Raw genomic sequence first — 17,040 nt, forward strand, 5'->3', positions numbered from 1 at the left:
GTCCCAGAGGGGAAACGGGCTGTGGCATCAGGTCAAACGCTTTGACAGTGTACCCGCCTGACGGCGGGTAACTGAAGTGACTTTAAACATACAAGAGGGAATGAAAAGAAGTGTCCGGAGGGAGACTGGAAAAAGCGCTTTGAAAAACGACAGCGCCCAGAAATTCAAGGCAAAAAAAAGCTCCCTGGCGGGAGCTTTTCAATTTTTGGCACTGATTAATCGTCCAGGAAGCTACGCAGCACTTCAGAGCGGCTTGGGTGGCGCAGTTTGCGCAGCGCCTTCGCTTCGATCTGACGGATACGTTCGCGGGTAACGTCGAACTGTTTACCCACTTCTTCCAGCGTGTGGTCGGTGTTCATGTCGATACCGAAGCGCATACGCAGGACTTTCGCTTCACGCGCTGTCAGGCCAGCCAGAACGTCGTGTGTTGCGGAACGCAGACTTTCGGAGGTGGCAGAATCCAGCGGCAGCTCGAGGGTGGTGTCCTCGATGAAATCACCCAGATGCGAATCTTCATCGTCGCCGATTGGCGTTTCCATGGAGATAGGCTCTTTGGCAATTTTCAGCACTTTACGGATTTTGTCTTCCGGCATCAGCATACGCTCGGCTAACTCTTCCGGCGTTGGCTCACGGCCCATCTCCTGCAGCATCTGGCGCGAAATACGGTTGAGCTTGTTGATGGTCTCAATCATATGCACCGGAATACGAATGGTACGCGCCTGGTCGGCGATGGAGCGGGTGATAGCCTGACGGATCCACCAGGTTGCATAAGTCGAGAACTTATAACCACGGCGGTATTCAAACTTATCAACGGCTTTCATCAGGCCGATGTTGCCTTCCTGAATCAGGTCGAGGAACTGCAGGCCACGGTTGGTGTATTTCTTAGCGATAGAAATAACCAGACGCAAGTTGGCTTCAACCATCTCTTTCTTCGCACGGCGCGCTTTCGCTTCACCAATGGACATGCGACGGTTGATGTCTTTTACCTGCTCGATGGTCAGGCCGGTCTCTTCTTCGATCTGCTGCAGCTTCTGCAGGCTGCGGTGAACGTCTTCGGACACTTCATGCAGCTTCTCAGACCACGGCTTGTTCATCGCAATGGCCGCGTTGAACCAGGTTTCGCTGGTTTCGTTACCGGTGAACAGCGTGATGAAGTTTTTCTTCGGCATTTTGCACTGCTCAACGCACAGCTTCATGATGATACGTTCTTGGGTACGAACGCGGTCCATCATGACGCGCATGCTGTTGACCAGGTAGTCGAACTGTTTTGGCACCAGGCGGAACTGTTTGAACACTTCAGACAGCTGCAGGATCTCCGCGGCGGCGTCAGCGTGGCTGCGGCCCTTCGCTTTGATGGTGTCGCGAGTCAGTTCGTACTGCTTACGCAGCTCACCAAATTTTTCGCGCGCCAGTTCCGGGTCGATGCTGTTGTCATCGTCGGAGCTGTCGTCGTCAGACTCTTCGTCTTCGTCCTCATCATCGTCCATCTCTTCCTGAGAGAGTTCGGAGCCGACGTGGGTTGCGGTTGGTGCAAGATCTTCTTCCGCGTTCGGGTCAACAAAGCCGGTGATAAGGTCGGACAGGCGCGCTTCTTCTGCTTCGACGCGATCGTACTGCTCCAGCAGATAGGTGATCGCTTCCGGGTACTCGGCAACCGAGCACTGCACCTGGTTGATACCGTCTTCGATACGCTTCGCGATATCGATCTCACCCTCACGGGTTAACAGTTCAACGGTCCCCATTTCGCGCATGTACATACGCACGGGGTCGGTGGTACGTCCGATTTCGGATTCCACGCTGGACAGTACCTGAGCAGCCGCTTCTTCCGCGTCTTCATCGGTGCTGTTTGAGTTTTCAGCAAGCAAAAGATCATCGGCATCAGGGGCTTCTTCCATCACCTGAATGCCCATGTCGTTGATCATTTGGATGATGTCTTCGATCTGATCGGAGTCGACGATATCTTCCGGCAGATGGTCATTGACCTCGGCATAGGTCAGATAGCCTTGCTCCTTACCACGTTGGACAAGAAGCTTGAGCTGTGACTGCGGGTTTTGCTCCATAAGACGGTATCCACACTTCAGTATTAGGGTTGTGTCGGTAGGCGTTGCCGCCAACAATAACGTACGAGGGCTGATTTATTTTTATGCCGCAGCCCGTCCGTGCGGCGTTCGGGGGTGACCCGATCAATGTTCGGCAGTTAAGCCGCGAATCTATTTTTTGGCGCGCGACTGCGTGATCACGCGAACTTCTTCACGCTCCGCCGGGGTCAGCCCGGTCGTTCTGGAACGTGCCATTAATTCTTCAAACCTCAGCTCCAGCGCGGACTCAAAAAGATGGTCCAGCGAGTCGGTGAACGTTTTTTCAGCAATGTCCTTATCTGCTATATCGTCCCACGCCGAGAGTTTTTCAAGGGTCGTGGCCTCATTTGTGCCACGATATTGTTCCAGTAGTTGCCCTGTGGTCAGCCCTGGATGCGCCAGACAGGCGTCAACCAGGCCGCTAAACAGCGTTAAACCCGGCAACTTTGCGGCATCCAGCCCGCTTAGTGGCGGGACCAGCGGAGCCAGTTCCGGATTCTGTACCAATAACCCTATCAGTATACGCATGGTTGTGCGTTTTAGCTGAGGCGCCGGACGAGGTGTCGCACCTTCGGCCTGTTTAGGCATCAGCTTTTCAAGCTGGCTGTCGTCCAGAATACCGAGCTTATTGCCCAGCTCCTGGCGCAGATAGATACGCAGCGTTTCGCCGGGTACCTGGCTAATCAGCGGCAGAGCCAGCGTGCTTAGCCGCGCTCTTCCGTCTGGCGTACTCAAATCAACCTGCGGCAGCAGGCTGTTAAACAGGAACGTGGAGAGCGGCTGAGCCTGCTCCATCCGCGCTTCAAACGCGTCCTTTCCTTCTTTGCGCACCAGCGTATCCGGGTCTTCGCCGTCGGGGAGGAACATAAACCGCAACTGACGACCGTCCGTCATATAAGGTAGCGCAGTTTCCAGCGCTCGCCATGCCGCGTCTCGTCCTGCGCGATCGCCGTCATAACAGCAGACGACGTTATCCGTAACCCGGAACAGCAACTGAATATGATCGGCGGTTGTGGAGGTGCCCAGAGAAGCGACGGCGTAAGAAATGCCGTACTGCGCCAGCGCCACCACATCCATATATCCTTCGACTACCAGAAGGCGTGCCGGTTCCGGCTGACTCTGCTGGGCTTCATACAGGCCATACAGCTGGCGGCCCTTGTGAAAAATGTCGGTTTCCGGGGAGTTCAGGTATTTCGGCAGGGCATCGCCCAGCACGCGTCCACCAAACCCGATGACCCGGCCACGTTTGTCACGAATCGGGAACATCACCCGCTCGCGGAAGCGGTCATAACTGCGGCCCTGATCGTTGGTGACCAGCATGCCCGCGTCCGTTAGCGCCTGGCGGTTTTCGCTGTTGCCACCAAAACGTTTAAGCGCATTATCCCAGCCGGGCGGCGCATAACCGATGGCAAAATGGCTAATGACTTCGTCGCTCAGGCCACGCTTGCCCAGATACTGGCGCGCCGGTTCTGCGGCGGGCTGCTTCAGGGACTGCTGATAAAAGGCGTTCAGGCCATCCATCAGTTGATACAGACTTTGGCGCTGGTGTCGTTCGATCTGGCTTGGGCCATTGCCCGCTTCGTACGGCACTTCAAGGTTGTGCATGGTCGCCAGCTCTTCAACGCTTTCGACAAACTCGAGCTTGTCGTAGTTCATCAGGAAGTCGAGGGCGTTACCGTGTGCGCCACAGCCAAAGCAGTGGTAAAACTGTTTATCACCGTTCACGGTGAAAGAGGGGGTTTTCTCGTTATGGAATGGACAACATGCGTGGTAGTTCTTGCCCTGCTTTTTCAGCTTCACGCGAGCATCGATCAGGTCGACGATGTCGGTGCGAGCGATCAGGTCATTGATAAAAACACGCGGGATTCGTCCAGCCATAGGCCCCATGCTATATCCGTCATCTCTCAGGCGGTGGCCTAAAAGCTCAGGGATATGTCAGTTTATAAACGAGAATAAGCCGCGCATTCCTTTCGGAAGCACGGCCTTATAACTACTACTCAGTCTGAAGTTGAGGAGTGAATCCTCAGAAGATTAGTACAGACGAGTGCGGCGTGCGTTTTCGCGAGCCAGTTTCTTCGCGTGGCGTTTCACAGCAGAAGCTTTAGCGCGCTTACGTTCGGTCGTTGGTTTTTCATAGAACTCACGACGACGGACTTCCGCCAGAACGCCTGCTTTCTCGCAGGAACGCTTGAAGCGACGCAGTGCTACGTCGAACGGCTCGTTTTCACGTACTTTAATTACCGGCATGTAACTCTCACCTTTAATAATTCGGTTTGCCGCTGGCATACAGGCCAGCTTAATTCAAAATGGTGCGGAATTTTACTGCAACTCTTGCTGCTTTGTAAAGCACCGAACGACCAGAAACCTGGCTTTTAGGGCCGGTATCTTCCAGGGCCGCAGATTATACACCATTACTCCCGCCCAGGGGCAGCAAAGTTTTACTCCCCGTCATCCTTTGAGCCGCAACTGCACCGTCTGCACTCCCTTACCCCAGTCACTTACCTCAGTAAGCTCCTGGGGATTCAGTCCCTGGCCGTCTTGCTGCAACTCAAATGCTATAGGGTATACAAAGGAAGCCACCGGGATTAAACTTCGCGCCGGGCCAAAGAGGTAAAACAAGCCATGCGTGTACTGGGAATCGAAACATCCTGTGATGAAACCGGCATCGCCATTTATGACGATGAGAAAGGGTTATTAGCCAACCAATTGTATAGTCAGGTGAAACTTCATGCTGACTACGGCGGCGTGGTGCCGGAGCTGGCCTCCCGCGATCACGTTCGCAAGACCGTGCCGCTTATCCAGGCTGCCCTAAAAGAGGCTGGATTAACCGCCAAAGATATCGACGGCGTAGCTTATACCGCCGGGCCGGGCCTGGTTGGCGCGCTGCTGGTTGGCGCAACCATTGGCCGCTCGCTGGCGTTTGCCTGGGATGTGCCTGCCGTGCCGGTCCACCACATGGAAGGCCACCTGCTGGCCCCGATGCTGGAAGATAATCCGCCAGAATTCCCGTTTGTCGCGCTGTTGGTTTCCGGCGGCCATACCCAGCTCATTAGCGTTACCGGCATTGGTAAATATGAACTGCTGGGCGAGTCTATCGACGATGCGGCCGGTGAAGCTTTTGATAAAACCGCCAAGCTGCTGGGGCTCGACTACCCGGGCGGGCCGCTGCTTTCCAAAATGGCGGCGCAGGGCACGGAGGGACGTTTCACTTTCCCACGTCCAATGACCGATCGCCCTGGCATGGATTTCAGCTTCTCTGGCCTGAAAACCTTCGCGGCAAACACCATTCGTGATAACGACGCTGACGATCAGACTCGCGCGGATATCGCCCGTGCTTTTGAAGATGCGGTGGTGGATACGCTGGCCATTAAATGTAAACGTGCGCTCGAACATACCGGCTTTAAACGTCTGGTGATGGCGGGCGGCGTGAGCGCCAACCGCACTCTGCGCGCTAAACTGGCCGAGATGATGACCAAACGTCGTGGCGAAGTGTTTTACGCGCGCCCGGAGTTTTGCACCGATAATGGCGCGATGATCGCCTATGCCGGGATGATTCGTCTGAAAGCCGGTACTTCTGGTGAGCTGAGCGTTAGCGTTCGCCCACGCTGGCCGCTGGCAGAGTTACCCGCCGCCTGACAAGCAAACTAAAAGGAGCGTTTAACCGCTCCTTTTTTGTTTCTGAACTGCCTTCCAACGAGTCATATTCTGCAACAAACGAAAGCGAAATTAGCCCGGTACTTTCAGCGCACAATCCGGCACTCTATCGCGATACCCGACTGAACCTGGAGAATGTTGTGTCCGATATCCTCAGCAAAATTATCGCCGTTAAGCATGAAGAAATTGCCGCCGCCAAAAAAGCGATTTCCCTGAGCCAGCTCGCCGAACAGGCCGCTGCACAGAATCACCGCGATTTTGTTGCCGCACTCCGTCGCAAGCGTGATGCGGGCCTGGCGGGGGTAATTGCCGAAGTGAAAAAGGCCAGCCCGTCGAAAGGCTTAATCCGCGAAAATTTCAATCCTGCGGAGATAGCCGTTTCTTACCAACAAGGCGGGGCCGCGTGTTTGTCGGTGCTAACCGACGAACAGTTCTTCCAGGGAAGCGCTGCATATCTTCAGCAGGCTCGAGCTGCCTGTAAGCTGCCGGTTTTACGCAAAGATTTTATGATCGATCCTTGGCAGGTTGTGGAAGCCCGGGCGATGGGGGCGGATTGCATCCTGCTTATTGTTTCTGCGCTGGAGGATGGTCAGATGCAGGAGCTTGAGGCGCAGGCTCACGAGCTGGGTATGGCGGTACTGGTAGAGGTGCATGATGCCGATGAGCTGGAGCGTTCGCTCCGGTTGACCACGCCGCTTATTGGCGTGAATAACCGTAACCTGCGCACCTTCGAGACCACGATAGAAACCACCATCAGCCTGTTGGCACAGCTGCCGGCAGATCGCATGGTTGTTACCGAGTCAGGCATCGCTACGCGCGAGCATGTCATCCGTTTGCGCGAAGCTAACGTGAATAATTTCCTTGTGGGTGAAGCTTTTATGCGGGCAGAAGAGCCAGGCAAAGAATTAGCCGCGATGTTTTTCCCCGAGCGCTAAACGTCTGAACGTTTGTTAAACCACGCCTAAAGCCTGCTGAGATAGCGGGCTTTTTTATTGATGTTTGCCAGGATTATGTTGATAAATGTCGTGCACTTAAAGTGCATAAAAATGCAATTTATACAATAACGATAATGAGTGGGACAATATGAGCGATAAATGGTTAACAACGCTGATCACTGACGATCCGCAGGCAGGATATGAACTGGCGGTGACGCTGAGCCGTCGCGGAGTCAAAACCGTGCAGCCAGATCCGGAGGTATTGAAAAAGCTGCGTCCGGTTTACGCCAATGACGCAGATGCGCTGATTGCCTCATCGCAGGTCATCGCGATTCATTTCCAGACGATTGCTGCGGCGAATAATTACTGGAAGGTTTAGCGCTTAGCTGATTTACCTAAGAAAAAGGAGTGATTTATCACTCCTTTGTTGTTTCTGCGAGGTTCAAACAAGACAACGTTATTCAGGCTCGTCTTTTTTCTTTTTCTTTTTGAATCGCGCCCAGATTTTCGTTTCCTGGCCCCGCCACAGGCGCTGAATATTGTCGTGATGGCGCATCAGGATCAGGCAGGAGAGCATCGCCACCGGGAAGGTAAACTGCGGCTTGAACCACCAGACATAAAATGGGGCAATCAGGGCGCTGATAATGGCACCGAGGGAAGAATAGCCGCTTAACAATACGCTCAGCAACCAGGTTCCCGCCATCACGCCGGTTAAGTCCCAGCCAATGGGGGCAATAGCGCCAAACGCAGTGGCGACACCTTTACCGCCTCGAAACTTAAAGAACACTGGCCAGATATGGCCCATGCAGGCGGCAATAGCAATCAGGCCAAGCCAGAAGGGCGTCACACCTAGGGCCCAGGCCGCCCAGACCGGCAGCATGCCTTTCAGCACATCAAAAATTAGTACCGCTACGGCTGCACCTTTACCGCCAATGCGTAACACATTGGTTGCTCCTGGATTACCGGAGCCGCTCTCGCGTGGATCGGGGAGACCGGCAATGCGGCACACCAGAATGGCGCTAGAAATCGAGCCGCAAAGATACGCGAGGAAAATCATACCAGGCGCGATTGCACTCATAACGCTGTTCCATGTTGAAAGTGTCGAAGTCTTCTTTGCATCTGTGGATAATACGCATATTTCGCCGGAAGTGGTATCCGGCATGACTAAAAACCGGGCAGGGCGTGATGGACATTGTATTTATAGAGCAACTTTCGGTAATCACCACCATCGGTGTTTATGACTGGGAACAAACCATTGAACAGAAGCTGGTGTTCGATATCGAAATGGCCTGGGATAACCGCAAAGCCGCGAGCAGTGACGACGTTAAGGATTGCCTCAGCTATGCGGATGTCAGCGAAGCTGTTTTGCAGCACGTCGGCGGCGGGCGTTTTGCGCTGGTGGAGCGAGTAGCTGAAGAGGTTGCGGAACTGCTGCTGAGCCGCTTTAATTCTCCGTGGATTCGGTTAAAGGTGAGCAAGCCTGGCGCCGTTGCACAGGCCGCTAACGTCGGCGTCATTATCGAGCGTGGCAGTAATCTGAAACCAGGTAAATAATGGCCTGAGCGTTAAACCAAACGGCGACGCGCTGGTCTTATCAACGTATCTTTTGCGGCAGACGTAATTCGTGTGCCGTTTTTTGTGTTCGTTTTTCGGGATGAGGGGTAAGTGATGAGCGATTTACCAACGTTGGCGATTGCCGCCATTCTTGGCGTTGTGGAAGGGTTAACGGAGTTTTTACCGGTATCGTCTACCGGGCACATGATCATCGTAGGGCATCTTTTAGGTTTCGAAGGGCAGACTGCGGAAACCTTCGAAGTAGTTATTCAGCTAGGTTCTATTCTTGCCGTGGTCGTGATGTTCTGGCGTCGTCTGTTTGGTCTGATTGGCATCCACTTTGGTCGTCCTCCCGAGCATGAAGGGGTAGGCACCGGCCGTCTTTCTCTGATTCATATTTTACTTGGCATGATACCGGCGGTAGTGCTGGGCCTTCTTCTGCACGATGCCATCAAATCGCTGTTTAACCCGGTTAACGTGATGTACGCCCTGGTGGTGGGTGGCGTACTGCTGATCGCCGCCGAATGCCTGAAACCAAAGGTGCCGCGTGCCGTAGGCGTGGATGACATCACCTATCGCCAGGCGTTTATGATTGGGTGCTTCCAGTGTCTGGCGCTGTGGCCGGGATTCTCTCGTTCCGGGGCAACGATTTCCGGTGGGATGCTGATGGGCGTAAGCCGCTATGCGGCCTCCGAGTTCTCATTCCTGTTGGCGGTGCCGATGATGATGGGGGCGACGGCGCTTGATCTCTATAAGAGCATCGGCTTCCTGACCATGGGCGACCTGCCGATGTTTGCCGTGGGCTTTGTCACGGCGTTCATCGTGGCGCTGATCGCCATCAAAACCTTCCTGCAGCTCATCAAGCGAATTTCGTTTATTCCGTTTGCGATTTACCGCTTTATTGTTGCCGCCGTGGTGTTCTTTATCTTCACCTAGTAACCCTTGCCCTCAGCCTTGTGGCTGAGGGCAATGTGCTTCCTTCCAGGCCGCAACGGCCGTAATTCTCCGCTTCGTTAATTCTTCACGAATCGCCGGGCCGCTGAAGCCTGCTTCAATCACTTCTTTATTGGTTACGCTCTGCGCCGCAACCCAGGCCGCGCGTAGCATTCTGCCCTGCGGATAATCGCTGGCCTCAAAGCCGGTGCGCCCGCGCGCATCCGCTTCGCTGGTTAAGGCGATTTGCTCCACGCGTTGCGGCTTGCGCCAGGCATCAATGGCGTCGAACAGCTTGATCACCGTTTTGGGCTGCAAAATCGGGAAGGTGTGGATTAAGTCGTGGAATTCGGCGACCAGTTTGGCCAGATCCCGAATTTCGTTTGGCACGCGCAGGCGGGCACAAAGCTGTTCCACAAGCTTAACGCCCGCTGGCCCATGGCCGTGGTGGCTGGGCCATTTTTCCTTTGGCGTCAGCCCCTTCCCCAGATCGTGACACAGCGTGGCGAAACGCACATCTACCGCCGGGCTAAGCTGCGCGGCCATAGACAGGGTCATCAGCGTATGAATGCCGGTGTCGATCTCCGGATGCCATTTTGCCGGCGCCGGAACGCCGTAAAGCGCGTCAATTTCCGGGAACAGCACTTTCAGGGCGCCGCATTCGCGCAGTACGGCAAAAAAGACCTGCGGATTACGACTGGTTAGCGCATTTTCCGTCTCTTTCCACACGCGTTCGGCGGTGAGATGGGCAATTTCGCCGTTATCCGTCATGGATCGCATCAGGGCGAGCGTTTCTGGCGCGATCTGGAAATTAAGATGGGCATAACGTGCAGCAAAGCGCGCCACGCGCAAAACGCGCAGCGGGTCTTCATTGAAAGCCGGTGAAACATGGCGAAGCAGGCGACGCTTAATATCGGCAAGGCCGTTATACGGGTCGATTAGTTCGCCATTTTCGTCCTGGGCAATCGCGTTGATCGTCAGGTCGCGACGCAGGAGATCCTGTTCAAGCGTGACGTCCGGTGCCGAATAGCAGGTAAAGCCGGTATACCCCTGGCCCGATTTTCTTTCGGTACGGGCCAGCGCATACTCTTCGTGAGATTGCGGATGCAGAAACACCGGGAAATCTTTCCCAACCTGTTCGTAGCCTTCGTTCAGCATTTGCTGAGGCGTCGCCCCAACCACAACCCAGTCTTTATCCTTAACCGGCAGTTTTAATAACCCGTCACGAACCGCACCACCGACAAGATAAATCTTCACGCTTTACACCCCAGGCACCGTTATTGAACCACGAATGGTAAGTGTAGATGCGAGGGGGAATCAACGGCTAATCTGCCGCCTTTAGTTCATCCAGCGATCTTTCTTCTTGCGGCTTGGGATCATGTGCGGAAGCAGCAGGCCAATCAGCAGGCCAAACCCAGCCACGCCGCCGCCGTACATAAACCACTGCATGATGATGGCACGCTGTTTGTCATCAAGCTGGACGTTGGCGGCATCCACCTTTTTCTTGGCGACGATAAGCTGGTTTTTGAGCTGCTGATTCTCGTCCTTCAGGCCGTTAATCACGGTGTCGCTCTGGGCCACTTTCTGCTGCATTTCAGCGGTACGCTGATTCCAGGTTGTGTCGATGTTATTCAGCTTGTCGGTCAGCGTTTTGACCTGGTTTTCCAGATCGGGCACGCGGGTACGCAGGCTTGGCGTGGTGCTTAGCTGCGCGAGGGGGATCCAGGAGGTACGCCCGTTGCTGTCGCGTACCTGGCCGTATTTGGTTTCTTCATTGCTTTGCAGCAGCGTGACTTGTTCCCCTGCGTTGACTGTGCCAACCAGGCGGTAGTTATCGCCCGGGCCGCTGCGGACCCAGGTGTTTAATTCATCAGAGACATAACGTTTTTCTTCGGCATGAGCCACGACGGAAACGCTAAGGGAGAGCAAAGTGAGGCAAATCAGGCGTAATTTCTGCATTATTTCGTCGTTATTTTCATAAAGTGTGGAACGATAGTAGTGGCAACAGTCTGACGGCGCAATCCGTAAACCTGAATGAGAATCATCCTGATGTCAATTTGACCACCCGGTGTTCCCGCCCTACCGCAAATTCGCTACCCGACGGGGTATTTTGTCGTACTATTACAGACCTAATCGACGCTATTTAGTTCGCCAGGCGATCGCCTGGTGTGACGTAAACATAAGTAAAGAAGACATGGCCCAGGAAATCGAACTTAAATTCATCGTTAACCCCGCTGCGCTTGACGCGCTGCGCGAAAAATTAAATGCCCTGCCGGGCGAGCACAGCGACCCGCGTCAGTTGCTCAATATTTATTATGAAACGGCGGATAACCTGCTGCGTCGCCACGACATGGGGCTGCGTATTCGCGGGGATGCCGGGCAATACGAAATGACGATGAAAATCGCAGGCCGCGTGACCGGCGGGCTGCATCAGCGTCCTGAATACAACGTGGCGCTAAGCAAGCCCGAGCTGGATCTCGCTTTGCTGCCAGCAGAAGTTTGGCCGGAAGGGCTGGACGTGGCGACGTTACAGGCCGACGTGAAGCCGCTGTTCAGCACCGATTTTGCACGTGAAAAGTGGGTAGTTACTCACGGTGAGAGCCGCATTGAACTGGCGTTGGATCTGGGTGAAGTGAAAGCCGGTGAGCACCAGACCCCCATCTGCGAGCTTGAACTTGAGCTGCTGAGCGGTGAGACGGCGGATCTACTGACGCTGGCGGAAAGTCTGGTCACCGAACCTGGCCTGCGTCAGGGCAGCCTGAGCAAGGCGGCACGGGGCTATCACCTGGCCCAGGGCAATGCGGTGCGCGAAGTGAAACCGCTGGGCGTGCTGTATCCACCGGCCAAAGCCACCGTTGAACAAGGTCTGGAAGGTTCCCTGGAACTGGCGCTCGCCCACTGGCTTTACCATGAAGAACTCTGGCTTAGCGGCGTGAAAGCGGCTAAACAGCAAGTGATTGATGCCGTAGGTCTGGTGCGTCATGCCCTCGCGCTTTTTGGCGGTATTATTCCAAGAAAAGCGAGTACCCACTTACGTGAGCAACTGATTGCGCTCGAAGCACGCTTTGCCGGTGACGAAAAAGCCGAAGTGATTGTCTACAGCGCGCAGGCAAGCAGCGCTAAGCTGGCGCTGACCCGCTGGCTGGTGGAACGCCAGTGGCAGCCGTTCATTGATGAGAAAAACCGCACGAAACTGGATAGCTCCTTCAAGCGTTTCGCGGATACGCATCTTTCCCGCCATGCGGCTGAGCTAAAAGACGCGTTCCAGCGCCCGCTGGGGGATGCATACGCAGACCAGTTGCCGCGGCTGGCGCGTGAAACGGATGCGATCCGCCTTCTGGCCGGGGTGTACAGCGATGCGCAAACCCAGCCGTGGCTGGAAAACTGGCAGGGGCTGCGTCACGCCATTGTTACCCGCCAGCGCATAGAAATTGAGCACTACCGAAACGAAGCGATCTCGCAGGCGCCTTTCTGGCTGCACAGCGGGAAATAATAGACTGGTAACGGATACCCACCATGATGGCGCTGACCCCTTTATTACAGCAGCACCTGCAGGCGTTTTTACCGCGCCTGCCGCAAGAGATTGACTCCCTGACACTGAGCGAAGAAGCTCGCGCGGTGCTGGCGATAAGTGATTTTGTTGGTGACAGCGTGGTGGCGTATCCCGCCTGGCTGCAAACCCTGCAGCAGGACGCCCCCACGGCGGACGAATGGTGTCATTATGCCGCCTGGCTCCAGCAGGATCTGCAGGATGTGCACGACGAAGCGGCATTGATGAAAGCGCTGCGTTTTTTCCGCCGCCGTATCATGGTGCGAATCGCCTGGGCGCAGGCGCTGGAGCAGGTAGATACGCAAAGCACGCTGCAGCAGCTGAGCGTGCTGGCGGAAACGCTGATTGTTGCCGCCCGCGACTGGCTTTACGCCGCCTGCTGCCGCGAATGGGGCACGCCCTGCAACGCCGCCGGTGAGCCGCAGCCGCTGCTGATCCTCGGCATGGGGAAACTGGGCGGTGGCGAACTTAATTTCTCTTCCGATATCGACCTGATTTTTGCCTGGCCGGAAAACGGCTCAACCCAGGGCGGGCGGCGTGAACTGGATAACGCCCAGTTCTTCACCCGTATGGGGCAGCGCCTGATCAAAGTCCTTGACCAGCCCACGCAGGACGGCTTTGTCTACCGCGTGGATATGCGCCTGCGCCCGTTTGGCGACAGCGGTCCGCTGGTGCTGAGCTTTGCCGCGCTGGAAGATTATTACCAGGAGCAGGGGCGCGACTGGGAACGCTACGCGATGGTAAAAGCGCGGATTATGGGCGACAACGACGATGTCTGGAGCCAGGAATTGCGCAACATGCTGCGGCCATTTGTGTTCCGCCGCTACATCGATTTCAGCGTGATTCAGTCCCTGCGCAACATGAAAGGCATGATTGCCCGTGAAGTCCGTCGCCGTGGGCTAACGGACAATATTAAGCTCGGCGCCGGTGGCATTCGCGAAACCGAGTTTATCGTGCAGGTCTTCCAGCTTATTCGTGGTGGCCGGGAGCCTTCGTTGCAATCCCGCTCGCTGCTCCCCACCCTTGAAGCCATTCAACAGCTTCATCTGCTGCCAGAAGAAGATGCGCAGAAACTGCGGGCGGCTTACCTCTATCTGCGTCGGCTGGAAAACTTACTGCAAAGCATCAACGACGAGCAGACGCAAACCTTGCCCGGCGACGATCTTAACCGTGCGCGACTGGCGTGGGCGATGCAGGCGGCTAACTGGGCCGAGCTGCAGCAAACGCTGCAGCTGCATATGAACGACGTGCGTCAGGTCTTTAACGATCTGATTGGCGACGACGAACCGGAAGCCGGTGAAGATAAAGTGGCTGAAGGCTGGCGTGAGCTATGGATCGACGCCCTGGATGCCGATGAAAATACGGCGGTTCTGAGCCATCTAACCTCTGAGGCGCGGGCCGAATTACTTAAGCAAGTTAGCCATTTCCGGCAAGAGATCGACAAGCGCACCATTGGCCCGCGCGGCCGCCAGGTGCTGGATCAACTTCTGCCGCACCTGCTGAGTGAAGTCTGTTCCAGGGCAGACGCGCCGCTGACGTTTTCCCGCCTGACGCCGCTGCTGTTTGGGATCCTCACCCGCACAACCTATCTGGAGTTGCTCAGCGAATTCCCCGGCGCGCTTAAGCACCTGATTACGCTGTGTGCGGCCTCGCCGATGATTGCCGCGCAGCTTGCCAGCTACCCGCTGCTGCTGGATGAACTGCTCGACCCCAATACGCTGTATCAGCCCACGGCCATGGACGCCTATCGCGACGAACTGCGTCAATATCTGCTGCGCGTGCCGGACGAAGACGAAGAGCAGCAGCTGGAAGCGCTGCGTCAGTTTAAACAGGCGCAGATGCTGCGCGTGGCGGCGGCCGATATCGCTGGCACCTTGCCGGTGATGAAGGTCAGTGACCATTTGACCTGGCTTGCGGAAGCGATTCTCGATGCGGTGGTACAGCGTGCCTGGGCGCAAATGGTGGCGCGCTACGGCCAGCCTCGTCATTTGCAGGACAGAGAAGGGCGCGGCTTTGCCGTGCTGGGCTATGGCAAACTGGGCGGCTGGGAGCTGGGCTACAGTTCCGATCTGGACCTGGTTTTCCTGCATGATTGCCCGATGGAAGTGATGACGGACGGCGAACGAGAAATCGATGGCCGTCAGTTTTACCTGCGCCTGGCGCAGCGCATCATGCATCTGTTTAGCACACGAACTTCGACCGGGATTTTGTACGAAGTTGACGCACGCCTCAGGCCGTCCGGTGCGGCAGGTATGCTGGTCACCACCGCAGAATCGTTTGCTGATTATCAGAAGAATGAAGCCTGGACCTGGGAACATCAGGCGCTGGTTCGCGCCCGCGTGGTGTACGGCGATCCGGCGCTAAACCGCCAGTTTGACGCCATCCGCCGCGAGATCCTGTGCACGCCGCGTGAAGGAGAAGCCCTGCAGGTAGAAGTGCGCGAGATGCGTGAAAAAATGCGCGCGCATTTGGGCAATAAGCACCGCGATCGCTTTGATATTAAAGCCGATGAGGGCGGGATCACTGACATTGAATTTATTACGCAATATCTGGTGCTGCGCTATGCCAGAGAAGCGCCGAAGCTAACCCGCTGGTCCGATAACGTGCGCATTCTGGAGCTGATGGCGCAGAACGACATTATGGATGAAGCCGAGGCCAAAGCGCTGACCCACGCCTATGTCACGCTGCGGGATGAATTGCACCATCTGGCGCTGCAGGAATTGCCGGGCCACGTTGCGCTGGACGCCTTCGTGAAAGAGCGCGAGCAGGTGCGTTGGAGCTGGCAAACCTGGCTTGGCGAGCCGCAAACGCACGCGGGAGAGTAATTATGTTATCATCCCGCGCAAAATTTTATCCCTCGCTGGAGAGTCAGGAATGAAAGTAACGCTGCCCGAATACAGCCGTGCAGGCGTCATGGTGGTTGGTGATGTGATGCTGGATCGCTACTGGTACGGCCCAACCAGCCGTATTTCGCCGGAAGCCCCGGTGCCGGTGGTGAAAGTCGATACCATCGAAGAACGCCCTGGTGGCGCGGCTAACGTGGCGATGAACATTGCTTCGCTGGGCGCGAATTCTCGTCTGGTTGGCCTGACCGGCATCGACGATGCGGCACGCGCCCTCAGCCAGAGTCTGGCCGGGGTCAACGTGAAGTGTGACTTCGTTTCTGTTCCGACTCACCCGACGATTACCAAGCTGCGCGTGCTGTCCCGCAACCAGCAGTTGATTCGCCTCGACTTCGAAGAAGGGTTTGAGGGTGTCGATCCCGAGCCGCTGCACGAGCGTATCAGCCAGGCGCTGCCGCAGATTGGCGCGCTGGTGCTTTCCGACTACGCAAAAGGCGCCCTGGCGACTGTGCAGCAGATGATTGGCCTGGCTCGCGAAGCCAAAGTCCCGGTGCTTATCGACCCGAAAGGAACCGATTTTGAGCGCTACCGTGGCGCAACGCTGCTGACCCCGAACCTTTCAGAATTTGAAGCCGTAGTCGGCAAGTGCAAAACCGAAGCCGAGCTGGTGGAACGTGGCATGAAGCTTATCGCCGATTATGAACTGTCGGCGCTGCTGGTGACGCGTTCAGAACAAGGCATGACGCTCCTGCAGCCGGGCATTGAGCCTTTCCATCTGCCGACTCAGGCGCAGGAAGTTTATGATGTGACCGGGGCCGGTGACACGGTGATTGGCGTGCTGGCGGCAACGCTTGCGGCGGGGAACTCGCTGGAAGAAGCCTGTTACTTCGCGAATGCTGCGGCTGGCGTGGTGGTTGGCAAGCTGGGGACGTCAACCGTTTCTCCGGTCGAGCTGGAAAACGCGGTGCGCGGGCGCGCGGAAACGGGTTTTGGCGTGATGACCGAAGCCGAGCTGAAAGTTGCGGTTGCCGCTGCCCGTAAGCGCGGTGAGCGCGTGGTGATGACCAACGGCGTGTTTGATATTCTGCATGCAGGGCACGTTTCCTATCTGGCGAATGCCCGCAAGCTGGGCGACCGCCTGATTGTCGCGGTCAACAGCGACGCTTCAACCAAACGTCTGAAAGGGGAAACCCGTCCGGTGAACCCGCAGGATCAGCGCATGATCGTGCTGGCTGCGCTGGAAGCGGTGGACTGGGTTGTGTTGTTTGAAGAAGACACGCCTCAGCGCCTGATTGGTGAAGTCCTGCCGGATCGTTTAGTGAAGGGCGGCGACTACAAACCAGAACAGATTGCCGGGAGCAAAGAAGTTTGGGCCAACGGCGGGGAAGTGATGGTGCTGAACTTCGAAGATGGCTGCTCCACCACCAATATCATCAAGAAGATTCAAAATAATGGCTAAATGAGCCGCTGAGAAAAAAGCCCTCGTCAGAGGG

14 protein-coding genes are annotated in these 17,040 nt (G+C 56.0%); 8 read left to right on the plus strand and 6 right to left on the minus strand.

Features of this window, described 5'->3' with window-relative positions:
- Positions 1-215: 215 nt before the first annotated feature.
- The 3 genes from rpoD to rpsU all read right to left on the minus strand — a co-directional run bounded on the left by rpoD (position 216) and on the right by rpsU (position 4,325).
- Positions 216-2,060, minus strand: a complete 1,845-nt coding sequence (rpoD, locus tag B9Y90_RS11925; RefSeq protein ID WP_008460031.1) for an RNA polymerase sigma factor RpoD — start codon at positions 2,058-2,060, stop codon at positions 216-218.
- Between the two features lie 150 nt (positions 2,061-2,210).
- Positions 2,211-3,956, minus strand: a complete 1,746-nt coding sequence (gene dnaG, locus B9Y90_RS11930; protein ID WP_039296459.1) for a DNA primase — start codon at positions 3,954-3,956, stop codon at positions 2,211-2,213.
- 153 nt (positions 3,957-4,109) lie between these two features.
- Positions 4,110-4,325, minus strand: coding sequence for a 30S ribosomal protein S21 (rpsU, locus tag B9Y90_RS11935; RefSeq protein WP_001144069.1), 216 nt, complete (start codon positions 4,323-4,325; stop codon positions 4,110-4,112).
- Positions 4,326-4,700: 375 nt separating this feature from the next.
- On the opposite strand from rpsU, the gene tsaD reads away from it, so the two are divergent.
- The 3 genes from tsaD to B9Y90_RS11955 all read left to right on the plus strand — a co-directional run bounded on the left by tsaD (position 4,701) and on the right by B9Y90_RS11955 (position 7,046).
- A complete protein-coding gene (gene tsaD, locus B9Y90_RS11945; protein WP_039289971.1) occupies positions 4,701-5,714 on the plus strand; it encodes a tRNA (adenosine(37)-N6)-threonylcarbamoyltransferase complex transferase subunit TsaD in 1,014 nt (337 codons plus the stop codon).
- A 158-nt stretch (positions 5,715-5,872) separates the two neighbouring features.
- Positions 5,873-6,667 carry an indole-3-glycerol phosphate synthase TrpC gene (gene trpC / locus B9Y90_RS11950; protein ID WP_085541352.1) on the plus strand — a complete coding sequence of 265 codons (795 nt, stop codon included), beginning with the start codon at positions 5,873-5,875 and terminating at the stop codon, positions 6,665-6,667.
- A gap of 148 nt (positions 6,668-6,815) precedes the next feature.
- The gene (locus B9Y90_RS11955) at positions 6,816-7,046 is read left to right on the plus strand and encodes a hexameric tyrosine-coordinated heme protein (protein WP_039296462.1); all 231 of its coding nucleotides are present in this window, start codon (positions 6,816-6,818) and stop codon (positions 7,044-7,046) included.
- A gap of 78 nt (positions 7,047-7,124) precedes the next feature.
- On the opposite strand, the gene plsY is transcribed toward B9Y90_RS11955, so the two are convergent.
- Positions 7,125-7,745: a glycerol-3-phosphate 1-O-acyltransferase PlsY gene (gene plsY, locus B9Y90_RS11960; protein ID WP_039289976.1), complete on the minus strand. Its 621-nt coding sequence runs from the start codon at positions 7,743-7,745 to the stop codon at positions 7,125-7,127.
- Positions 7,746-7,852: 107 nt separating this feature from the next.
- Between plsY and folB the strand changes: the two genes are divergently transcribed.
- Both folB and bacA read left to right on the plus strand, forming a co-directional pair.
- Entirely contained in the window at positions 7,853-8,221 is a 369-nt protein-coding gene (folB, locus tag B9Y90_RS11965) for a bifunctional dihydroneopterin aldolase/7,8-dihydroneopterin epimerase (RefSeq protein WP_085541353.1), read from the plus strand.
- A gap of 114 nt (positions 8,222-8,335) precedes the next feature.
- A complete protein-coding gene (gene bacA, locus B9Y90_RS11970; RefSeq protein WP_039289980.1) occupies positions 8,336-9,157 on the plus strand; it encodes an undecaprenyl-diphosphate phosphatase in 822 nt (273 codons plus the stop codon).
- Between the two features lie 12 nt (positions 9,158-9,169).
- On the opposite strand, the gene B9Y90_RS11975 is transcribed toward bacA, so the two are convergent.
- Both B9Y90_RS11975 and B9Y90_RS11980 read right to left on the minus strand, forming a co-directional pair.
- Positions 9,170-10,411: a multifunctional CCA addition/repair protein gene (locus B9Y90_RS11975; protein WP_085541354.1), complete on the minus strand. Its 1,242-nt coding sequence runs from the start codon at positions 10,409-10,411 to the stop codon at positions 9,170-9,172.
- A gap of 81 nt (positions 10,412-10,492) precedes the next feature.
- A complete protein-coding gene (locus B9Y90_RS11980) occupies positions 10,493-11,113 on the minus strand; it encodes a TIGR04211 family SH3 domain-containing protein (RefSeq protein WP_008460042.1) in 621 nt (206 codons plus the stop codon).
- Between the two features lie 235 nt (positions 11,114-11,348).
- Here B9Y90_RS11980 and B9Y90_RS11985 point away from each other — a divergent pair, with 235 nt between their 5' ends.
- Genes B9Y90_RS11985 through hldE form a run of 3 tightly spaced genes read left to right on the plus strand, consistent with a single transcriptional unit; the run spans position 11,349 to position 17,006 of the window.
- Positions 11,349-12,647 (plus strand): CYTH domain-containing protein, encoded by a 1,299-nt coding sequence (locus B9Y90_RS11985; protein ID WP_085541355.1) that lies wholly within the window; start codon positions 11,349-11,351, stop codon positions 12,645-12,647.
- A gap of 23 nt (positions 12,648-12,670) precedes the next feature.
- Positions 12,671-15,529 (plus strand): bifunctional [glutamate--ammonia ligase]-adenylyl-L-tyrosine phosphorylase/[glutamate--ammonia-ligase] adenylyltransferase, encoded by a 2,859-nt coding sequence (gene glnE / locus B9Y90_RS11990; RefSeq protein ID WP_139827386.1) that lies wholly within the window; start codon positions 12,671-12,673, stop codon positions 15,527-15,529.
- A gap of 49 nt (positions 15,530-15,578) precedes the next feature.
- Positions 15,579-17,006, plus strand: coding sequence for a bifunctional D-glycero-beta-D-manno-heptose-7-phosphate kinase/D-glycero-beta-D-manno-heptose 1-phosphate adenylyltransferase HldE (hldE, locus tag B9Y90_RS11995; protein ID WP_039289994.1), 1,428 nt, complete (start codon positions 15,579-15,581; stop codon positions 17,004-17,006).
- Positions 17,007-17,040 lie beyond the last annotated feature (34 nt).

Origin of the sequence: Cedecea sp. NFIX57 (assembly GCF_900177785.1) — a bacterium.
Classification (GTDB): Bacteria; Pseudomonadota; Gammaproteobacteria; order Enterobacterales; family Enterobacteriaceae; genus Cedecea; species Cedecea neteri_C.

Coding starts and splice junctions, on each gene's coding strand:
- folB (WP_085541353.1), top strand. CDS start 7,853: ATGGACATTGTATTTATAGAGCAACTTTCGGTAATCACCACCATCGGT.
- tsaD (WP_039289971.1), top strand. CDS start 4,701: ATGCGTGTACTGGGAATCGAAACATCCTGTGATGAAACCGGCATCGCC.
- rpoD (WP_008460031.1), bottom strand. CDS start 2,060: ATGGAGCAAAACCCGCAGTCACAGCTCAAGCTTCTTGTCCAACGTGGT.
- hldE (WP_039289994.1), top strand. CDS start 15,579: ATGAAAGTAACGCTGCCCGAATACAGCCGTGCAGGCGTCATGGTGGTT.
- plsY (WP_039289976.1), bottom strand. CDS start 7,745: ATGAGTGCAATCGCGCCTGGTATGATTTTCCTCGCGTATCTTTGCGGC.
- bacA (WP_039289980.1), top strand. CDS start 8,336: ATGAGCGATTTACCAACGTTGGCGATTGCCGCCATTCTTGGCGTTGTG.
- rpsU (WP_001144069.1), bottom strand. CDS start 4,325: ATGCCGGTAATTAAAGTACGTGAAAACGAGCCGTTCGACGTAGCACTG.
- B9Y90_RS11980 (WP_008460042.1), bottom strand. CDS start 11,113: ATGCAGAAATTACGCCTGATTTGCCTCACTTTGCTCTCCCTTAGCGTT.
- B9Y90_RS11985 (WP_085541355.1), top strand. CDS start 11,349: ATGGCCCAGGAAATCGAACTTAAATTCATCGTTAACCCCGCTGCGCTT.
- dnaG (WP_039296459.1), bottom strand. CDS start 3,956: ATGGCTGGACGAATCCCGCGTGTTTTTATCAATGACCTGATCGCTCGC.
- B9Y90_RS11955 (WP_039296462.1), top strand. CDS start 6,816: ATGAGCGATAAATGGTTAACAACGCTGATCACTGACGATCCGCAGGCA.
- glnE (WP_139827386.1), top strand. CDS start 12,671: ATGATGGCGCTGACCCCTTTATTACAGCAGCACCTGCAGGCGTTTTTA.